Below are 16,058 nucleotides of genomic sequence, written 5' to 3' on the forward strand. Positions count from 1 at the left end.
TATTGTTGTATTAACATCACTTTAACACGGTTGAGGATAAAATCTGTTATATTTTAGTCGCATTAAATCACTTTGCTGAATAGCCACCTCTGTAAGAAAAAATTGTTTAATTAAACAATCCCATTTGTACCTGATTGCTCGGCGTTTCTCCCAAGCCAATTTGTACCCCTACTAACCTAACTGGTTTGCTACCATGGCGTGCTACTGCTTGCGCCAATAAAGTGCACAAAATGTCTTGGTCAATTTCATGAAATTGGCACTCTTTGGTCGTTTGCGTAAAGTCATAAAACTTTACCTTTACCCCCAATTTAGTAAATTCACGTTCAGACTGATACGCAGCACTGCGTTTTACAAGCTCAGGAATGAGCTTTTCACATAATATAGATTTCAATGTAGCAAGGTCTTGAATGTCTTTTTCAAAGGTTGTCTCAACCCCCACTGATTTACGTACACGCGAAGTTTCCACCCCCCTTTCATCAATACCTTGACAGCGGCGCCAAAGCACCTGTCCAAACTTGCCAAAGCGATTTGCCATTTCATCGAGTGTCAGTGCTTTTATATCTTTACCATGCACTAAACCACATGCTAGCAGCTTTTCATGGGTCACTTTACCTACCCCAGGTATCTTTTTTAAAGGTAGTGTATCAATAAACTCATGGACGTTGTGTGGCGTAATAACACACTGACCATTGGGTTTGTTCTCATCGCTTGCGATCTTTGCTAGAAACTTAATTGGCGCAACCCCTGCCGATGCTGTGAGGCCGGTTTCATGGTAAATTTCTGCACGGATCTGTTGTGCAATTAGTGTGGCACTGCCCTGACACGCGAAACATTCGGTAACATCTAAGTAAGCTTCATCAAGTGATAAAGGTTCAACCAGATCTGTATATTTTGCAAAAATCGCACGGATCTGTTGGGATACTTCCTTATAAACTTGCATCCGCCCAGGTACGATAACCAATTGAGGGCATAATTGTTTAGCTTTGTAATTCGACATTGCAGAACGCACACCATATTCGCGCGCGATATAATTGGCAGTGGACAAAACGCCCCGATGACTGCGGCCTCCAATTGCCATTGGCACGTTGGCCAGTGAAGGGTTGTCACGCATCTCAACAGCAGCGTAAAAACAATCCATATCAATATGAATAAACTTTCTCACAGATGCGACCATACAAAACTGTTTATATATACAGTATACTGACAGTTCATTTTGTGTTTGTCCAGCACTACGTCGTATCCAGCTAGAAGCCTCCTATTCCTCCCTGCCTTTATTGTGAGAAAACGAATTTCCGCTCAACTTATTTTTGTTCGAGACAAAGCTCGGCAGATCAGGTTGAAATGCTCTACACTGCTGTTATAGCTTTTTATCTGTAGCAAGTTAATGTTGGCTACACTATCAGATTAAATCAGTCCACCTTTGCAAGGAGTATGTATGAAGTACAGCCAATTAGGTCACACGTCTATAAAAATTTCGCGTGTCTGTTTGGGGAGTATGACTTGGGGGTTACAAAATAACCAGCATGACGCTGACGAACAAATAAATTATGCACTGAGTCAAGGGATCAACTTTATTGATACGGCAGAAATGTACGCAGTGCCCCCCTCACCTGAAACTTACGGTAAAACAGAAAAAATCATTGGCGACTGGATAAAACGTCACGCAGAAAAACGCCAAGATATAGTTTTAGCGACCAAAATTGCAGGTGCAGGGCTTGATTGGGTCCGAGGTGGTAAACCCATTGACAAACAGGCAATTATCGAAGCGGTAGAGCATTCTCTGGCACGATTGAACACCGACTACATAGACGTATATCAATTACATTGGCCAAATAGAACATCTCCTCATTTTGGTAAACATTGGCACGGTATGCTGGACTTACATGCCGTCAGTAAAACGCAACAACTAGAAGAAATGGCAGGGATATTAGAGGGGCTCCAAATCTGTATTCAAGCAGGAAAAATTAAACATTGGGGCTTGTCTAACGAAACACCTTGGGGCTTAAATACCTACCTTAACCTTTGCTTACAGGCAGGCATCGAGAGGCCAGTATCTATTCAAAATGAATTTAACTTACTGCATGAAAAAGATTGGCCATACTTACTTGAGAACTGCGTCAATGAAGACATTGCTTATTTACCTTGGTCACCGCTTGCTGGGGGGTTACTTAGCGGTAAATACCTTGGCGGTGCGAGACCTGAAGGTAGCCGTTGGACCTTAATGCAGCGCCACGGACTCTTTAGAGACACTCAATACTCTCAACAAGCCACCGCTGCCTACCAAGAAGTTGCCCATGAACACCACTTGACTACTGCGCAGTTAGCTCTGGCGTGGTGTGATCAAGTGGATGGCGTAGCCTCAACGATCATTGGTGCGACGAATATGACGCAGTTAAAAGAGAATATCACCGCCTTTGAGCAACCGTTACCCCCTGAAGCCCTTGCTGAGATTGACACGATTCTCAAAACCTACCCTGTGCCTTTTTAGCCAATCAGCAAACATTCTAAATGCAGGTGTGGTAGTATCGCCACCCTGCATTGATTCAATACCCTGATACCTATGAAACAACTCAATTTGACACCCGCAAAGCCGTTGCCCGGTTCTTGTTTTGAAAGGCAAGCGGCACGTGCAATTGTACTTCGAGGCAATGAAATATTACTTCTATACACCGCTCGCTATGATGATTATACCCTTCCAGGTGGTGGAATTGATGAGGATGAAAATATCGAGTCTGCTCTGGCGAGAGAACTTCTAGAAGAAACTGGGGCCAAGTCAGTAATCAATATTCAACCATATGGTGTATATGAAGAATATCAACACTGGTATAAGTCAGACTTTGACACTGTAAAAATTATCTCGCATTGCTTCTTAGTGGAAATTTGTGGTGACTTTACCGAACCACAAATGGAGTCTTATGAGCAAGCGAATGGTATGCGCCCTATTTGGCTGCCTATCCAAGAAGCTATCGCACACAACCGTCATGCCATGGCAAACAGTGATAAGAAAGGACAGTCATTGCGAAGAGAAACCATTATTTTAGAGGCGGTCGCAGCTGAATTCGAATTGAACTAACCACTGTCTGACAGGTCATATGCACTATCCAGATCCCCAGAAAAGGATTGCACACTAACGTTAAGGAAACGGAAATCAGTGCATAGAACTTTAAAAACGATACTCTTTTCCATCGCGGCACATTTACTTGTGCTATTCGCGCTTTCTGAGGTAATAATCATTTCATCACAGCCTGTGCCAGAACCCACGATGAAAACCTATTTGGTGATTGAGGATACCGACCCCTCGGCCCTTTCAGCTACGCCAGAGCCAGAGCCAGAGCCAGAGCCAGAGCCAGAGCCAGAGCCAGAGCCAGAGCCAGAGCAAAGTCAGTTAATCGAGTCTGACACTTTTAAGCAAGTACCTCAATCTGATCATCTTAGCCCCTCACCGGAACTTACTTCGGCAGAGGATAAGGAACAATCTGGCCAACCCCATTTTAAACAACTCGATCCATACCTGGGGTTAGAGGCATTCAAAGCCCAGCAAGCCGAACTAAACACGACCCAGCGTACACACCAACCACCCACCCATACACACAATATTGGCCGCATCACCGTACCCACATCGCACACAGCTGACATATTGAAAATTCCAAAAATTGAAACGCAAAATCAGATCTTTACGGAGTATAGACAGGGAGACAGGTGCTTCAAGGTCATGCACGGTGACCCCAGTACTCCGGTACCCCAAGGGTTTTCAAACGAGTGGGTTTCACTTGGGTATAAATGTAATGAAAATGTAATAAAAAGCTCATATGAAGCAGCGATGAACAAGTGGTTAGACAAATAACTTCAATAAATCTGACTTCAAATTGGTATTTTATAAATTCTGTTCTAAGTTTTGTTGTTAGGAGCAACAAGGTTAAAGGAGTAGATAATGACCATTCGCCAGACTTTTATATTACTTTCTTCATTAGTTATGCTCGCAATGTTTTGTATGGTTGGCGTGCTTTGGTACGAAACCACACACATTGCGTCTTTGGGCCAGCGGCTCGCAAAAAGTAAAGAAATTAGCAATGACTTACTGATGCTGAGGCGCCATGAAAAAGACTTTTTACTGCGCAAGAATGAAAAGTACGTTGACAAATTTGATGCGCGTATCACGAAAATGCGCGCCAACATGCAAGCACTCAGCACACAATTGCCAGAAAGTCTAAAACAAGAATTAGTCACGGCAAAAAAAGATTTATCTAGCTACGAGCTTAACCTTAGAAATTTGGTTGCGCTTGACCGAAAAATAGGCCTATCTCCAACACAAGGACTGCGCGCAGAGTTCAACCAAGCCGAAATCGCATTGCATGAGTCTCTTACGAACATTGGAGACATTACGGCAATGAGTAAGGCGTTACGGCTTGTTCTACTGGAAAATGATTTTCAAACTAATTTAAACATGTCAACCAAGCAAGAGGTTACCCAGCAGCTGGCCGTGATGAAAGTGTATTTCAATGACCAATTCAGTGAAGGTCAAAATGACTTAACAAAATTTGAAAACACCGCCCGCGCACTCACCGAAGCATTAATGGAAAGGGGCTTAGATTCAGATTCTGGCCTAAGAGGTGAATTGAGAAACAGCATTCATAAAGTTGAAAGCACCATGAATCAACTCTCAGGTCAGATAGATCAAAATATTCATACTGAGTTGGGAACAGCGAAGAGTCAGGGGATGGCACTGGCGACCATACTTACCACCATCATTGCCGGACTACTGCTGTGGAAAGGTTACCGCATAGTCAATCGTTTGAAAGCCGCCAACGCTAACATGGCCACAATCAGCCATGGTGAAGGTGACCTAACCCATCATATTGAGCTACGGGGGCAAGATGAAGTCACCGAGTTTACCGGTTCGGTTAATCAATTTATTGATACCACTGCCAACATTGTTCGAGAGATAAAACACACCGGCGAGACCGTTGAAACTGGTGCCCATCAATCCGTCGAAGTCACAAAGCGCTCGCAGCAAGCGATTGAGGAGCAAAAAAATAATACGCATGCGGTAAAAACAGCAGTAAGCGAACTCGTACAAGCTGTCTCCCTGATCGCAGAAAACAGCGTCGCGGTGCAAAATAACGTTAACGAAGCGGACGAAAACATGGCGAGAGGCTCTGAAATTATGCATCGCGCACATAACAACATGTCAGAGTTAACTGGTCACATCAATCAAAATAGCCAACTCATGCAGCAGCTTTCTTCAGCAAGTGGAGAAATCGAAAGTGTCACCTCCGTGATACGAGGTATCACCGAGCAAACCAACCTCCTAGCTTTAAATGCTGCAATTGAGGCCGCTCGTGCAGGTGAAAGTGGCAGAGGCTTTGCCGTTGTGGCTGACGAAGTTAGAACCCTCGCCAAACGAACTCAAAGCTCCACCGTGGAGATTGAGCGCATGATACATAGCCTCCAAAGCCTAGTAACCGAGTCGGAGCATGCAATGCAAACCAGCTTAAGCTTGAGTGAGAAAATGTATGAAGGCATTACCGATGCGCAGCAAAGCATGGACGAAAACAAACTGGCCATGGATAAAATTCGTGATATGGTCATCCAAATCGCAGGGGCAACAGAAGAGCAAATGGCAACGGTGCAAGGCGTTGAAGATGCCGCTGCGAATATTTCGGTTTCTGCCGAGCAGTTGTATGTAGATTCCTGCGAAAACTGCAAAAACTGTGAAGCTTTAGAGTACGACGCACATAAAATGCAGGAGGACGTGTCACGCTTCAAGGTTTAATTCTGCGTCTTTAGGCGCAAGTTTTAAGTGCTTGCGCCCGCTCAGCTTTTATCTGACTGCCCAACGCGGGTCAGATCAAAGTAATTGATTTATCCGCTCGAATTATCCCCCAGACATGTTAAAGTCATAGTCCAATGCATACCTTGGTCGCTTAGAAATCAAAGGAGTAGACATGAGTGTAAAACGCATAGGGCAATTTTTTAATCCAAACTCCGTTGCGGTGGTAGGCGCCTCCAGCAACCCTGCGCGTGCGGGTAATGTTGTTATGCGGAATCTCCTACAAGGTGGCTTTAAGGGACCAATAATGCCCGTTACGCCAAAATATACGGCAGTACAAGGCGTATTAGCTTACCCAAACATCAAGAGCTTGCCATACACACCTGACCTTGTCATTCTTTGCACAAACAAGAACACCCTTGGCCAACTTATCGAAGAACTAGGCCTACTTGGATGTAAACATGCAATTGTCGTGGCTGCTGGACTAGACAGCGAACATAAAGCACAGCTGCAACATGTCGCTCACCAAGCTGGTGTGACGATACTTGGTTCAAATAGCCTTGGGCTCATGCTGCCCCATATTGGCCTCAATGCCAGCTTTTCACATACGGTGGCAAGGCCTGGCAAACTGGCTTTTGTCTCACAATCTGCTGCGGTCTGCTCTACCATTCTGGATTGGGCTCAAAACAAACACATCGGCTTTTCCCACTTTATCTCTGTAGGAGATTGTGTTGACATTGACTTTGATGAACTGCTTGATTATCTCGCCAGAGATGCAAAAACTTCAGCCATACTGCTCTATATCGATAACATAAAAGATGTACGGCGTTTTATTTCCGCTGCAAGGGCCGCTGCGTTCAATAAACCGGTGATTGCAATTAAAACTGGCCGTACCTTGGCTGGTGCACAAGCAGCTTACAACCATACTGGTGGAAAAACATCGGATGATGCCGTGTATGATGCGATGTTCCAACGTGCCGGGATGTTGAGAGTCAATGACCTACGAGAGCTTTTTGCTGCAACACAAACGTTGGCGCTTCACCCTAAACTGCTAAAAGTGGAACACTTGACCATTCTCACTAATGGTGGTGGGCCAGGTATTATGGCCGTGGATACGCTATTAATGCGCTCAGGCAAATTGGCAACGTTGAGTGAGCAGACCATCGCAGCCCTCAAACAGATCGTGCCGCAATCTTCTCAAACCGATAACCCAGTTGATATTTTTGGCGACTCATCACCTGAGCGATATCAACAAGCACTAGAAATATTACTCAAAGCAGATGAAGTAAAAAACCTATTGATCATTCATACACCTTCAGCACTGGCGCCGAGCAGTGCATATGCAAAAATTATTGCCCAAACACTCGAAAAAATTCCTAAAATGGCAAGACCATTTGTGATGACTAATTTTATGGGGGAAGAGGCGGCAAGATCTGCGAGGGACATTTGTGTCTTAAGCCACATTCCAACTTACCGTACACCTGAAGGCGCCGTCAGTGCATTTATGCACTTAATCACATACAGAAGAAACCAAAAACACTTAACACAAACTCCTGAATCAATTATTCAAGATGACTTGATTAACAGCACCGTGGCTAAGCAACACATTAAAGACTATTTAGCATCTGGGCATCGTTATCTCTCGACACACTTGTCCTCTCAAATCTTATCCTGCTATGGCATTGAATGTATTGAAACAGAAGTGGCCCTGACGCCAAGCGATGCAAGAGAACAAGCTGAGCAACTTGGATATCCGGTTGCACTTAAACTGATTAGCCCTGCAATCCCTTCTAAATCTGAGGTAGGTGGTGTCGTGCTCAACTTGAACGACGGAAATGAGGTTGAGCAAACCGCCTTCGCCATGTTATTGCGGATTAAAAAAACCTATCCAGATGCCGCCATAGAAGGTTTTTCACTGCAGCGCATGGCTTCGAGGGCAGGTACGCAAGAGTTACGGATTGCCATCAAAACAGAACCTGACGTGGGGCCTGTTATTTTGCTCGGAGAAGCTGGTACGGCTTTAAACTTTTCCCAAGCTGCTGTGGCTTTACCGCCGTTAAACATGAACTTGGCAAAGTATTTAATTGCCGCAGCCCATGACAAAGGCGTACTCAAAGAACGTACTTTACCTGACAAAGTGGATAAGTACCGCCTATGTGCCTTGCTTACCAGAGTATCTCAAATGATCGTCGAGCAACCAGATATTGGCAGTTTGGAGCTGAATCCAATTTTGGCAAGTGCCGGACAATTTTTGGTACTAGATGCCCAAATTACGCTTTCACCCTATCAACCGATGGCGAATAGAAAACGGCTCGCCATTAAACCTTATCCAAAAGAGTTAGAACGCGAAATCACATTGAAAAATGGTCAAGTAGCCACTTTAAGACCCATCAAGCCTGAAGATGAACGAAGCCATCAAGAGTTTGACCAATCTTTGAGTAAAGAGGATAGATACAGCCGATTCTTTGGGCAGCTGCCTCAATTTACACACGAGCAGCTAGCAAAGATGACTCAAATCGACTACGACAGAGAAATGGCCTTTATCATTAGTGAAAGATATAAAAGTGCACATCGTACCTTAGGCGTATCTCGGGTATTGATGGATCCAGATAACATCAGTGCTGAGTTCTCTGTCATAGTCCGCTCAGATAGTCATGGGCTAGGTCTTGGCAAATTGCTCATGAACGCAGCGATCGACTATTGTCGAGCCAAGGGTGTCGGGACCATAGAAGGAATAACCTTGCCCGAAAACTTGGGCATGATCAGTCTTGCTAAGCATCTTGGCTTTAAAATTAAGCGTGATTTTGAAGAAGGCGCTACAATCATGACCTTACCATTACATAATAACCCAAAATAAATACGGCACATGTGAACAAAGTACAATGAGTTTGACGTTAAGACAAAAAACAGCTGCGATATTAGAAGGCAGCGGAAAATATAGAAAAATAGCCCACAGTCTTGATATTTTCCTGATTGCGCTAATTATTTTTAACGTCATTGCGATTGTACTTGAGTCTGTACCTACTTTGGCAGAGCAATACTACCAAGTCTTTTTTTATATCGAAGTTGTATCGGTTGGTATTTTTTGTGTCGAATATTTGCTCCGGTTATGGTGTTGTGTGGATAAGGTGAATTATCGAGATAAGGCTAAGCATCATTTTTTTATTCGCTTGAAGTATGTGCGCTCGCCACTCGCTGTCATTGATCTTATCGCGATTTTACCCACGCTATTGATGGTGTTTTTTACGTTTGATCTGCGCTTTTTACGCGTGGTTAGGCTTATGCGCATCTTTAAACTGACGCGATATTCACGGGCCATGCAGTTGCTCCTAGCGGCTTTTAAAGAAGAAGCTAGCTCACTCATGGCCGCATTTTTTATCATGTCGTTGGTGTTAATCGTCGCGTCCTGCGGTATTTACCTCATCGAACACGACGTGCAACCCGATAAGTTTGGCTCTATCCCCGCAGCAATGTGGTGGGCAATGGCGACATTAACCACCGTTGGCTATGGCGATGTTGTGCCCATTACACCGCTTGGCCGCTTTTTCGGGGGCGTCATTACCTTGCTCAGTATGGGAATGGTTGCAATTCCGACAGGACTGCTCGCTTCGAGTTTCGCTGATCAATTACGCAAACGACGTGATGCTTTCAATGAGGCCATATTACATGCATTGGTTGACGGTGAATTAGATGAGTACGAAACAGATCATCTAGAGGCACTGAGGCTCCAATTAGGACTCAGTGCCAGTGAAGCGAATCAGGCAATCAAATTGATGACTTCGCAACGTGCACAAAACCTGTACTGCCGCCATTGTGGCAAAAAACTTTAATCACGGAACATTTCATGCCAAGCACTTTCCATTTGATGAGAAATCAAATCTCCAGGTAAAGGTGGACTGAACAAGTAACCTTGAAAGCGCTCACAACCGAGCATGCGTAAGAACCTCAATTGCTCGGTACTCTCAACACCTTCGGCAATACAAAACTTGCCGAGACTATGAGCCAGTGACAGTGTGGAGTGGATAATGGTTTCATGATCTTTATCAACACCAATGTCGGTAATAAAACTACGATCTATCTTCAGCGCATCCACGGGGAATTGCTTGAGGTAAGTCAGCGAAGAATAACCAGTACCAAAATCGTCCATATATAAACGACATCCAAGTGCTCTCAAAGCATTCATGCGATCGATGGCGTTTTCAGCGTCCGCCATCATAACGGACTCCGTGATTTCAAAAACTAAACAGCGACCAGGTACATTAGACTTTTCAAGCGCCTGTCTAACTCTTGTTATCAATTCATCGTACTCAAAATCCAAAGCTGACAAATTGATAGACAAGTACAGGTCAGGCCACGATAGGTGCCAGACTTTCAACTCGATTAAGGCACGCTCTAATGTCTGTAAAAGTAGCTTCGTGATTAGGCCTGTTTTTTCTGCTGCATTCGCAAACTCTTGCGCACTGAATGTCGGATCCTCAGGCCAGCGCAGAAGTACTTCAAACCCTTCTATCGCTCCCTTTGTGCCGTTTAAAATAGGCTGATAGTAGTTACAAAACAGCTCATCATTGTACGCGGTATTGAGTCGCCGCTCTATCTCTAACGTGCGCTTTGCTTGCTGATTAATATCGTGATGATAAAACTGATAACCACTAGTCAGAGATTTTTTAGCATGACTCAACGCTATCTCTGCCGCTTGATTCAATTCAAACGCATCACTGGCGTCATCCGGGTACAACGCAATGCCAACGTACACCTGCAAATGTACTCGCTGATCGTGTACATTAATTCCATCTTGAAAACGCTCCATTAAACAGTGAATATAACGCGTCACGGCATCTACATCACTTAAATGCTCCATTAGAATAAAGAAATCTCTTTCATGGCCAATCGCCAAGCTATCCACTTCTCTAAAGCAACACTGGAGTGTCTGTGCAACTCGCTGAATGACACTGGCAACAAACTCATTGCCGTACATATCTGCTAATCGCTGCAATCGTCCAAATTTAATCGCCAAAATAGCCATTGATTGCTCTGCTTCTTTGGCTTGCTCAAGTGCATGCTGCACCCGATCCATAAATAGGACTTTGTTTGGCAACTTTGTAAGTGAGTCATAGTTCGCAAGTTGATACAACTCTTTTTCTGTGCGCTTTTGCTTGCTGATATCGGTTAACACAATAATGTAGTTCTGCCCCAAGGTGGCAGTCACTTTGACCAATACGTGCCGTACTTCACCACTTGGTAACCGCAGTGCTTCTTCTGCACTGTGGTACTCACCTTCACTTAACTCACTCATGGCACGTAAATAATGCATTCGAACGTGACGTTCAAGGCCCAAGCTAACACTCGTACTGGAAGTCGGGTTCGCAGGCACCGAAAAAGCCTCTTGAAGTGCCTTGTTACATGCCAAAATACGGAAACGCTTATCAAAGATCATGACCCAATCTCGGGTTTGCTCAAACGCTTCACCAAATAATGAAGCGCGCTCTTCAAATACACGTTCACGTGTTAAATTTGTATACGTGCCAGCGACTCTCATCGGCACCGCTTCTCGCCACGCCATCACTTTGCCGTAGTCTTTATACCAACGCCACTGCCCCACTCGATTACGTAATCGATAGGTACAATCAATATACCCTTTTGCAGTCGACACAAACTCTAGCCATTCAATGCGAAAAAGTGCGCGGTCCTGAGGATGTATCAATTCAAGGTAGTCATCGAGGTTGATATAATCCGTTTTGTACCCCAGCTCATTAACCAGCCTAGGCTGATAAACTAGATTAGATCCAGACTGCCAGTCCCAAACCCCGGAGTTACTACCTTCTAAAGCCATTTTCAGGCGTGTTTCACTATTTCGTGTTTCTTTGTGTGCAGCCATTAATAGCTGCGCGACTCTATTTTTACGGTGTACCCATAGAGCAAAAAGCGCACTGGCTAAAATCAGGTAACATGCCAATGCAATTGGTGAGCGCCAAAAAGGATATTTAACTCTAATATTCAGCTCGGCTGGTTGCGTATAATCTCCAGTAAGCGGGTCTTTGGCCCAAACTTTTAAACGGTGGTTACCAGGGTTTAACTTCGGAAAAACAACGCGATTGCTATTACGGCTCAAAATACGTTGCTCACCTGACAGCTGATATTCATATACAATACGTTCTTGCGCTGTAAAAGCCATGGCAGAAAATGACACTTCCAGGCCAATATCATCATGGTCGAGTACTATGGAAGAAAAAGATTTTAACCCTGCGGGCTTTAAATCACGCGACATTAGATCAACGTTCGTAATATTTACACGTGTGAGCAACGGTTTACTGGGACGATTGACTTCAGGGTCAAAAATCGTAATGCCCTGTAGTGAACCGTACGCAATTTTGCCATCTTTTAATTTCACTGATGAACCGCTGTTAAACTCATTGCTCATCAACCCATCATTGATGGTAAACCCTTGTAGATGAAAGTTATCCGGATCCAATCGCCAGATCCCCTGATGAGAAGACATCCATATCATACCCGCTTCATCTTGTTGCATTTCATACAGCAAGAAGTTGGTGACTGACAGAGAATCTGTAGGCAGGGGAAGTTCCTTATAGCCGTCAGCGGTCAACCTGACCAGACCGTGCGTTGCGAAAGATAGCCACAAAACATTGTTTTTATCAATGGTGTAACTGAGTAAATCTACGGCGGACTGTTTGTGTGCTTTAGGAACCTGATATATCTCCGTCAACGTGTCTGAGCTGTGATCATATCTAAATAATCGACCCTCACTATAAAATACAGGCTGAGTTGGATGGCTGGACAAGGGTGGGAAAAAGCCATAACTCAAAAATGGGTCAAATTGATTGAATTGGCTGCTTAAGGCCTCAAGACGCCCTCTTTCAATGTCAAATAGATAAAAGCCTGAGTTGCCATCAACAAAGTAAAGCAGGCCAGGTTCAACCAATGCTGCGCCTTTGACAAATCCAGCCAGCACTTCCGTGGCGCTTGCATCTTGTGCGCGAGGGCGATAGATCTGTTCAGTTTCAGGCTCAAACACAAATAATCCACGATTACTGATCAGCCACAATTTATCTTTATATGGATACAAAGAAATAATGGAGTACTCCGGTAAAAAACTTTCCCCCATATAGCCCTGTAATAACGGCTTGGCTTCGCGTGTTTTTGGATCATAGCGTGTCAAACCATCTCTCGTGGCAGCCCAAATATAGCCTTGAAACTCTACTAACCCCCATATTGTGCCATGGGATAACTCCCCCACCACAGACTCCGCTTGAACATTGTCAAAAATATGGTTTTCAGGGGGAAGGTAAAATGCCCCATCGGTTCGAGTTGCGACCCAAATACCACCATTTTGATCTTCATTTAAGTGAATGACGCTGCTGTCTGAGATCGAAAACCGGCTCCGGGACAATCGCAAATCAGGTGTGATTTGTGCAGACTCAGGGTCATAGCGCATCAATCCCTTATCTGTGCCCAAAAGTAAGTATTTTTCCTGCTTTAACATATGCCAGATATTAAAATCTTCTAACAATGTTTTATAGCTTGGTGTTGCATTGAAATCTTTTTGCAATGCTCCAATATCGAGTACGTACAAGCCTAGCACGGCCCCAACTAATAAAGTCTTTTCGTCAAGCAGTAATAAAGACTTGGTGTTGTGCTCAAAGGGATGTTGAGGAGCATGAATATGCTGCAAAGGCTTTAATTGTTCGCTAGGAATATGATAAGCAAAGAGTTGCTCTGTCGTCGCAATATAAAGGATATCATCGTGCTGTAATAATGATCTGACCAAACTGCGCTCAGTCATGCCAGGTATAGGGATTGCCTCTTTTATTTCCCCAGTTTGCTTGTTAAGTATCGAGACATTTTGCGTGCGGCCAAGCCAAAGCTCATTGTCATTTTTTTCCAGCATTTGAAAAACGCTGTTATGAATATAATCTTGTTCTGACGAGGGTGCTTTTATGTATTGCCGATAAGTGTCTTGCTCTGGGTTATAGCTAAAGAACCCTGCTCGCCCAGAGGCTATCCAAATAGTACCGCTCGAATCTTGGTAAATCCGATCAATTTGCATTTTATCCAAGTCACGATTGGGTCCCATGACTTCAAGCACTTGATAGCCATCATAACGGTTCAACCCACCTTCCGTTGATAGCCATAAATACCCCTTTTTATCAAACAAAAGGGTATTAACATAACTTTGAGATAAGCCCTCTGCAGGTGATATACGGGCCACTTGTGCAGAGCTAACTGAGCTAAATATAAAAATGAATAAAATGAAAAGTCGTATCATCAGTGTATTTTCCCTAAATGATACATGGGGATGATATCTCGCCCTTGCTGAGTATAACTTGCAAATTTTCTTTGTAATGTATTTGACAGTGAGTGTGCATCAACACATTCGAAATCTAGCTGTAAGTACAATGGTACAACATCCCGATAAGCAAAGGTGTATATACCGTGTATATTATGTTCAACCACCTGTTTTAACATCATTTTTGCAACCCCCTGCCCGCGAAAATCGGTAGCCACAAATACTGTCGACAAGAATGCATGGTGATCCACATTTTGAACTCTACACGCTGCAATCAAGTCGACCTGCTTAACGACCCAAACTTGGTCCTGCTTTGTCGCCCTGCCACGCACTTTGTGTGTCTGGAAAAACTTATTGGCTAAAGGTGTTTGAATGGCTGGAAGACAATAACAGTGCAATGTCATAATTAAACTAGCATTAGTCCAAGGTATTGTTCAAATTTAGCTTTTAGCGTATCACGCTCAGAAATAGGTCTGCTATTAATGGCATCATAAATCGCCTCTCGCGTATTTTTTCCGCGCTTGATTTGATATGCCCAAAAAGACGCCTCATATTCCAATTGAATTTGATATTTTTCAGCGCGAGAAAGATTACATAGATTGTAGGACATCAGACAGTACAATTATTGAAATTCTTGAAAACAGTGTATCATATATGAACTGGACAGAGGCAGTACAGATTGACAAAGTTCATGACGAAATATGCAGTTGCGTATTTAAATGGGCCAATCAAATATCAGAATGACAAGTACGACAAGGAGAATATGTGCGGAATCTAACATTGTTATGTATGCTGTTTCTAACCACCTGCGCAATAGCCAACACCAAAACACTCTACTTCAATCGCCCCGCTGACACAGCACAAGCTCGTTATGTTATTGAATTACTGAGCCTTGCATACAAAGATATGGGCCACAAACTTGAAATCATTGATTTTGATAGAAACAGTGCGCTTATTGCTGCCAATGAAGGCGAGTTGGACGGGCAATTAGGCCGTATTGCTGGCGTCACCGATAGCTATGCCAACTTAATTTATGTCGACTACCCGCTTTACTCTTTTAATCTTCAGCTGATCAGTCATTGCCTTGTTTGTGCTTTTAACCAATTGGACTCGCTGGTTGTGCAAAGTGGCTACTTGGTTGCCTATCAATACATGATGGACCATCAATTTGATGGTGAACTCATTGAAGTGAAAAGTACCGCAGCACAACTTAACCTACTCATGCAAAAAAAAGTACAAGGCGCGCTTATTGTGGATTTTCATCTGAGAGAGCACCTTCCTTATATGGATATGGACACCATTAGAATTGAAGATTTGGTAACCATTGAGAGTTTTCACTATTTGCATAAAAAACACATAGCGCTAATCCCTAAGTTGAAGAAAACACTTGAGAAACTTGAAAAAAAAGGTGTAACCGCGGTTTTAAAAGCTAAGTATCGGATTTAAAGAGATCTGCTTGCTGCTCTAATGGTGCCTCACTATACACTTGTGCATCTGCACTCTGCTTGGCTAAAACACGTTTTTTTCTTCGTTGACAAAGTTCAACAACCGTACGCTTTTGCTGTTCTGTCATGTTATTCCAACAGAAACGTTCTTCTCGGCTACGAAAGCACCCTTTACAATAGCCGCGATTATTTACTTCACAGATCCCTTTGCATGGACTCGGGATCGGAAAAATTTCGATTTGTTCCATACGTGAGGTCAACAAAAAATCCAATAGTCATCAATCTGAGTTTTATAGTATCGATACTACATGACTCAGTATGCTATTTAAATTCTAGTTGAAAATATCACAATCAAATAGAGATTTTTATCAAGGGCAGCTAGGAGATCAGTCAAAACACGATATATACGTGTCAGAGTTAATAACTCAGGGTGTACTGGGGGAAATGGTGCCGACTATCCGAGTCGAACGGATGACCTACTGATTACAAGTCAGTTGCTCTACCAACTGAGCTAAGTCGGCACACCGAAATGATGGTGCCC

At 43.7% G+C, this 16,058-nt stretch carries 12 protein-coding genes and 1 tRNA gene; 7 read left to right on the top strand and 6 right to left on the bottom strand.

Annotated elements, in window-relative coordinates; all coding sequences use genetic code 11:
* Positions 1 to 106 precede the first annotated feature (106 nt).
* Positions 107 to 1,162, bottom strand: a complete 1,056-nt coding sequence (gene dinB, locus L1286_RS10840; RefSeq protein ID WP_235407021.1) for a DNA polymerase IV — start codon at positions 1,160 to 1,162, stop codon at positions 107 to 109.
* A gap of 273 nt (positions 1,163 to 1,435) precedes the next feature.
* Here dinB and L1286_RS10845 point away from each other — a divergent pair, with 273 nt between their 5' ends.
* From L1286_RS10845 to L1286_RS10870, 6 genes are all read left to right on the top strand, one after another.
* Entirely contained in the window at positions 1,436 to 2,488 is a 1,053-nt protein-coding gene (locus tag L1286_RS10845; RefSeq protein ID WP_235407023.1) for an aldo/keto reductase, read from the top strand.
* A gap of 72 nt (positions 2,489 to 2,560) precedes the next feature.
* Entirely contained in the window at positions 2,561 to 3,073 is a 513-nt protein-coding gene (locus L1286_RS10850; protein ID WP_235407025.1) for an NUDIX hydrolase, read from the top strand.
* Positions 3,074 to 3,151: 78 nt separating this feature from the next.
* Entirely contained in the window at positions 3,152 to 3,844 is a 693-nt protein-coding gene (locus L1286_RS10855; protein WP_235407026.1) for a hypothetical protein, read from the top strand.
* Between the two features lie 87 nt (positions 3,845 to 3,931).
* Positions 3,932 to 5,773, top strand: coding sequence for a methyl-accepting chemotaxis protein (locus L1286_RS10860; RefSeq protein ID WP_235407028.1), 1,842 nt, complete (start codon positions 3,932 to 3,934; stop codon positions 5,771 to 5,773).
* Between the two features lie 172 nt (positions 5,774 to 5,945).
* On the top strand, positions 5,946 to 8,627 hold the full coding sequence (locus L1286_RS10865) for a bifunctional acetate--CoA ligase family protein/GNAT family N-acetyltransferase (protein ID WP_235407029.1): 2,682 nt from the start codon (positions 5,946 to 5,948) through the stop codon (positions 8,625 to 8,627).
* 25 nt (positions 8,628 to 8,652) lie between these two features.
* The gene (locus tag L1286_RS10870; protein ID WP_235407031.1) at positions 8,653 to 9,600 is read left to right on the top strand and encodes an ion transporter; all 948 of its coding nucleotides are present in this window, start codon (positions 8,653 to 8,655) and stop codon (positions 9,598 to 9,600) included.
* On the opposite strand, the gene L1286_RS10875 is transcribed toward L1286_RS10870, so the two are convergent.
* The 3 genes from L1286_RS10875 to L1286_RS10885 are packed head-to-tail and all read right to left on the bottom strand — an operon-like array spanning position 9,597 to position 14,682.
* Positions 9,597 to 14,051, bottom strand: coding sequence for an EAL domain-containing protein (locus L1286_RS10875; RefSeq protein ID WP_235407033.1), 4,455 nt, complete (start codon positions 14,049 to 14,051; stop codon positions 9,597 to 9,599). The genes L1286_RS10870 and L1286_RS10875 overlap by 4 nt on opposite strands.
* On the bottom strand, positions 14,051 to 14,476 hold the full coding sequence (locus tag L1286_RS10880) for a GNAT family N-acetyltransferase (protein ID WP_235407035.1): 426 nt from the start codon (positions 14,474 to 14,476) through the stop codon (positions 14,051 to 14,053). The genes L1286_RS10875 and L1286_RS10880 overlap by 1 nt, the downstream gene beginning before the upstream one ends.
* Positions 14,477 to 14,478: 2 nt before the next feature.
* A complete protein-coding gene (locus L1286_RS10885) occupies positions 14,479 to 14,682 on the bottom strand; it encodes a DUF3283 family protein (RefSeq protein WP_235407036.1) in 204 nt (67 codons plus the stop codon).
* 155 nt (positions 14,683 to 14,837) lie between these two features.
* Here L1286_RS10885 and L1286_RS10890 point away from each other — a divergent pair, with 155 nt between their 5' ends.
* Entirely contained in the window at positions 14,838 to 15,518 is a 681-nt protein-coding gene (locus L1286_RS10890; protein WP_235407038.1) for a hypothetical protein, read from the top strand.
* Here L1286_RS10890 and L1286_RS10895 read toward each other — a convergent pair.
* Both L1286_RS10895 and L1286_RS10900 read right to left on the bottom strand, forming a co-directional pair.
* On the bottom strand, positions 15,502 to 15,765 hold the full coding sequence (locus L1286_RS10895) for a DUF1289 domain-containing protein (protein ID WP_235407040.1): 264 nt from the start codon (positions 15,763 to 15,765) through the stop codon (positions 15,502 to 15,504). The genes L1286_RS10890 and L1286_RS10895 overlap by 17 nt on opposite strands.
* A gap of 197 nt (positions 15,766 to 15,962) precedes the next feature.
* A tRNA-Thr gene (locus tag L1286_RS10900) sits at positions 15,963 to 16,038 on the bottom strand.
* Between the last annotated feature and the right edge of the window lie 20 nt (positions 16,039 to 16,058).

Source organism: Pseudoalteromonas sp. SMS1 (assembly GCF_021530565.1).
Taxonomy (GTDB): Bacteria; Pseudomonadota; Gammaproteobacteria; order Enterobacterales; family Alteromonadaceae; genus Pseudoalteromonas.

Excerpts from the sequence above, each read along its gene's own strand:
- L1286_RS10885 (WP_235407036.1), bottom strand. The coding sequence starts at position 14,682 with ATGTCCTACAATCTATGTAATCTTTCTCGCGCTGAAAAATATCAAATT.
- L1286_RS10880 (WP_235407035.1), bottom strand. The coding sequence starts at position 14,476 with ATGACATTGCACTGTTATTGTCTTCCAGCCATTCAAACACCTTTAGCC.
- L1286_RS10865 (WP_235407029.1), top strand. The coding sequence starts at position 5,946 with ATGAGTGTAAAACGCATAGGGCAATTTTTTAATCCAAACTCCGTTGCG.
- L1286_RS10860 (WP_235407028.1), top strand. The coding sequence starts at position 3,932 with ATGACCATTCGCCAGACTTTTATATTACTTTCTTCATTAGTTATGCTC.
- L1286_RS10870 (WP_235407031.1), top strand. The coding sequence starts at position 8,653 with ATGAGTTTGACGTTAAGACAAAAAACAGCTGCGATATTAGAAGGCAGC.
- L1286_RS10850 (WP_235407025.1), top strand. The coding sequence starts at position 2,561 with ATGAAACAACTCAATTTGACACCCGCAAAGCCGTTGCCCGGTTCTTGT.
- L1286_RS10845 (WP_235407023.1), top strand. The coding sequence starts at position 1,436 with ATGAAGTACAGCCAATTAGGTCACACGTCTATAAAAATTTCGCGTGTC.
- L1286_RS10895 (WP_235407040.1), bottom strand. The coding sequence starts at position 15,765 with ATGGAACAAATCGAAATTTTTCCGATCCCGAGTCCATGCAAAGGGATC.
- L1286_RS10875 (WP_235407033.1), bottom strand. The coding sequence starts at position 14,051 with ATGATACGACTTTTCATTTTATTCATTTTTATATTTAGCTCAGTTAGC.